This is a genomic window from Corallococcus sp. 4LFB (assembly GCF_046520365.1).
Classification (GTDB): Bacteria; Myxococcota; Myxococcia; order Myxococcales; family Myxococcaceae; genus Corallococcus; species Corallococcus caeni.
Window position 1 is genome coordinate 1 of sequence record NZ_JBKGHJ010000684.1, and the last position, 3,475, is coordinate 3,475.

Sequence of the window (3,475 nt, forward strand, 5' to 3'; positions counted from 1 at the left end):
TCGCGGTGACGATGAGCGTGTCGATGGAGACCCTCGCCACGGTGTCCGCCTGCGAATCCGCCGAGTGGCGCTGCACCGTGGAGGCGTCCGAAGCCCAGACACCCAGGCTGAACCACTTCGTCCAGGCGCCGCCCACCTGCACGCGCACGAGCGTCTCCACCCAGGTGCCCGTGGGCGTGGTGGCCTCCCAGGAGGCGATGGCTTCACGGAAGCCGAACGCGCTGGAGACGATGGGGCTCGTGGCCTCGCCCTGGAAGAAGGAGCCGCCGTTGTAATAGGTGCCGCCGTAGTAGCCGCCCGGCCCGTAGGGGTCGGTGCCGGACCAGGACTGGCCCGCAAGCAGTTGGAGCGAGCCATCCGCCGCGCGGCCCACGCCGCTGAGCTGCCAGGTGAGGAAGTCACCCCGGCTCGCCGCCCAGCGGGTGGAGGCGCTCTGGCCCGCCGTGGCCACTGATGGGGCGAGCGCGAGGGTGATGATCAGCGCGAGTACGGCCGTCCTGGACTGCGTCATGGAGGCTCCCGGGGATGCGAGGGCGGACCACGACAGCAGTTCCCGCGGAGGATGCCCCCTGCGGACCTGGACGAATGGACGGCATTGAACATCTCGAGAGCCACGCCGCTTCGGCCGCCAGGGGGAAGGCGCTGTGTTAGTCCAGAGGCACCGACAACAGCTCCCGCCGACACGTTACGTAGAGCGTCCCGTTGTGCACCAGCAGGCCGCCCAGGTCGGCGTGGCCGACGTCGTGCACGGCGAGGCACTCGGTGGAGTCGAGCGACCAGACGCGCACGGTGCCATCGGAGCTTCCGGTGCACAGCAGCCCGCGCGAGGGCTCCACCGCGACGAAGTCCACCCCGTCCGCATGGCCCTGCCATTGCCGCACGACGCGGCCGGTGTGGCTGTGGAACATGCGGGCCACGAAGTCCCAGGACCCGCAGAGGAGGTGCTCTCCGTCGGGGTGCCAGGCCAGCGCCCGGAGGGTGTTCGACGGGCGGTTCCTCACGATGCCGAGCTGCTCCTTTCGCTCGGCGCCAAGGGGCTCAGGGCGCGCGGTGGCCATGCGCAGGTGGAAGAGGGCGCGGACGTTGAGCGTGGGGCCTTCGAGCAGGTGCACGGCGCCGTTGCTTCCGCCCACGGCGACGAGGCCCCGGGCGGGTGCATGCGCGAGCGCGAAGAGCGGTCCGGTCTCCAGCGTGCGCAGGTTCTCGCCCGTCCATGCGTCCCACAGCCGCGCGCTGCTGTCGGCGCTGATGGAGACGACGCGGTCCTCGCTGACGACCGCGGCGGCCTGGACCTCCTCTCCGTGGCCCTCGAAGGTCTGCACGCGTCGCCAGTCCTGGGAGTCCCAGACGGTCAGGCCGCGGATCTTGTACGCCTCGAGCACGCGGCCCAGCTCGGCTTCACCCGCCAGCCGGAACCAGGGCTCTCCATTCCGACAGATGGCGCCCGTCTTCAGGACCCGCGTGCACTCACCGGTCGCCAGACTCCAGAGGAAGATGCGCCCGCGCCCGTTCGCGGCGATGTGACGCCCGTCGGGCCACAGCATCGGCGCCCCGAGCGGATCTCCGTCGGTTTCGCCCTCATCGAGCCACTGGGAATACCGGCGCCACATCGCTTCAGTCTAGAACGCCAGGGCGTTGGCGGCGCGCTTCTCGTAGCGCGTCGCCACGCGCCGGCGCTGCCGTGGAGGCGCTGCTGGAGTCCACCGCCTGCGCCTCACTTCGCCTCGCTGGCCGCCGCGTCGACCCGCGTGTCCTGCGCGATCCAGTTCACCTCCCAGGTCTTGCCACCGTCGTCCGAGAAGGCCTGCTCGAAGCGGCACGAGGTGGGCGTCACGTTCGAGATGACGAAGCGGACCAGGATGGCGCGCCCGTCGAGCCGCTCCTGCGCGTAGAACTCGCCGCGTCCGTCCTTGAACTCACCCACCGTCGGCACGGCGAGGGTGCCGTCCCGGCTGCTCGCGAAGTGCAGGCTCCACTGGCGCGTCTGCGGATTGTACAAGCGCAGGTTGAGGCCCTCGAAGCGCCCGCCCTCCCCGTCGGCCACGAGCTCCACGAGGTTGCCGCGGCCGTTCCACACCTTTCGCACGACGGTGGTCCCCTTCATCTCCACCCAGGTGTTCGAGCCCGTCAGGGGACGCAGGCGCCGCTTCAGCTGCGTCCGCCACGTGCCGATCTCGAAGTCGAAGTCGTGCTGCCCATCGCGCCGGGCAGGCGCAGCGGCCGCGCGCTCCTGGGCGAGTCCCTGGGATGGAGACAGCACGAGGGCGGGCAAGCAGGCGAAGAGCAGGGGCCGGAGCAGGCGGAGGAGGTTCATGCCCCCGAAGCTAGAGGTGTACGCCCCCTGCCGCTGTCAGGAACCTGCGCGGGCCTGCTGTAGCTCCGCGAGCAGGCGCGCGGGGCTGCTGCCCAGCACCTGGCGCACGCTCAGCGAGAGGTGGCTGTGGTGCGAGAAGCCCAGCTCCAGCGCGAGCCGCGCGAGGTCCCGCTCGCCCTCCGCCAGCCGTTGCAGCGCCGTGAGCACCCGCAGCTGGCGGCGGTACGCGCGCAGGGACAGCCCGGTCTCCGCCTGGAAGAGGCGCATGAGGTGGAAGGGCGAGCAGCGGGCCTCCTGCGCCAGTGTGGCGAGCGAGAAGTTCGCCGAGAGCCGCGCCGCGAGCAGCGCGCGCACGCGGCCGACCGTGCGGCGCCGTGCGCCCCGGTCTCCGCGCGCAGGGAGTCCGGCGCGCTGTCTGTCCGAGGCGGCCACCTCGAGCAGCGAGAACACCGTCTCCTCACGCGAGAGCCGGTCGCCGCCCGGGTCGCGCAGCGCGGCACATGCCCGCGCGTGGCGCAGGTGCACCGCGGCGCTGAGCCCCAGTTCGGGATGGTCCGGGCCGCGCCGGCCCCACAGCTCGTCGAAGAGCGCCGGTGCGAGCTTGATGACCGTCGCATCGTCGCCCTCCGCGCCCGGGTGGCCACCCGGTAGTCCACCCGCGGGTGGTGCAGCAGCGCGGTGCAGGGGTCGGCGACGAAGCGCCGCAGGCCCCGGTGGTAGCTGAAGCAGCCGCGGCGCAGCAGCACCAGGTGTCCCGGGTCCCCGCCCCGCTCCTCCGCGGGCCCCGCACGCGGATGACGGCAGCGCGAGTCGAGCACGCGAAACTGCTCGGACTCGAGGAGGGTCAGCAGCTGGGCCATGGGACGCGACCATCCTCCCGCGTGGGGCGCATGGGAAGCCCGCCTTCAGGTCCACGCCTCGCGCTGGCCCACGCATCAGAGACGCATGGGGCGAAGAGAAGGCCTATCGAGGGGGAGGTCGGGTGCAGAGGAGCCGAGGATGGACGCTGACGTGTGGCGCCGAGCTGTGCGCCAGGCGGGTGGAGAATCTTCGAGCGCATCCTGGCGGAGTGGGTGGGCGAGCTGGCGGTACCCCTCTACCGTGGGTGCGAGGTGACGGGCTTCGCGCAGGACGACACCGGCGTCGACGTGGAGCTGTCCG

The 3,475-nt window shown here is 71.8% G+C and carries 3 protein-coding genes and 1 pseudogene; all 4 read right to left on the reverse strand.

Annotated features, from left to right (window positions below; genetic code table 11):
• Positions 1–511, reverse strand: a pseudogene (locus ACLEQD_RS39495) (hypothetical protein); the annotation flags it as partial.
• A gap of 136 nt (positions 512–647) precedes the next feature.
• Positions 648–1,544, reverse strand: coding sequence for a WD40 repeat domain-containing protein (locus ACLEQD_RS39500; protein ID WP_410391088.1), 897 nt, complete (start codon positions 1,542–1,544; stop codon positions 648–650).
• A gap of 170 nt (positions 1,545–1,714) precedes the next feature.
• On the reverse strand, positions 1,715–2,314 hold the full coding sequence (locus ACLEQD_RS39505) for a hypothetical protein (RefSeq protein WP_410391089.1): 600 nt from the start codon (positions 2,312–2,314) through the stop codon (positions 1,715–1,717).
• 36 nt (positions 2,315–2,350) lie between these two features.
• Positions 2,351–2,839, reverse strand: a complete 489-nt coding sequence (locus tag ACLEQD_RS39510) for a helix-turn-helix transcriptional regulator (protein ID WP_410391090.1) — start codon at positions 2,837–2,839, stop codon at positions 2,351–2,353.
• Positions 2,840–3,475 lie beyond the last annotated feature (636 nt).

Bases quoted from the DNA above. Each gene is read 5' to 3' on its own strand.
- ACLEQD_RS39505 (WP_410391089.1), bottom strand. From the start codon at position 2,314: ATGAACCTCCTCCGCCTGCTCCGGCCCCTGCTCTTCGCCTGCTTGCCC.
- ACLEQD_RS39500 (WP_410391088.1), bottom strand. From the start codon at position 1,544: ATGCTGTGGCCCGACGGGCGTCACATCGCCGCGAACGGGCGCGGGCGC.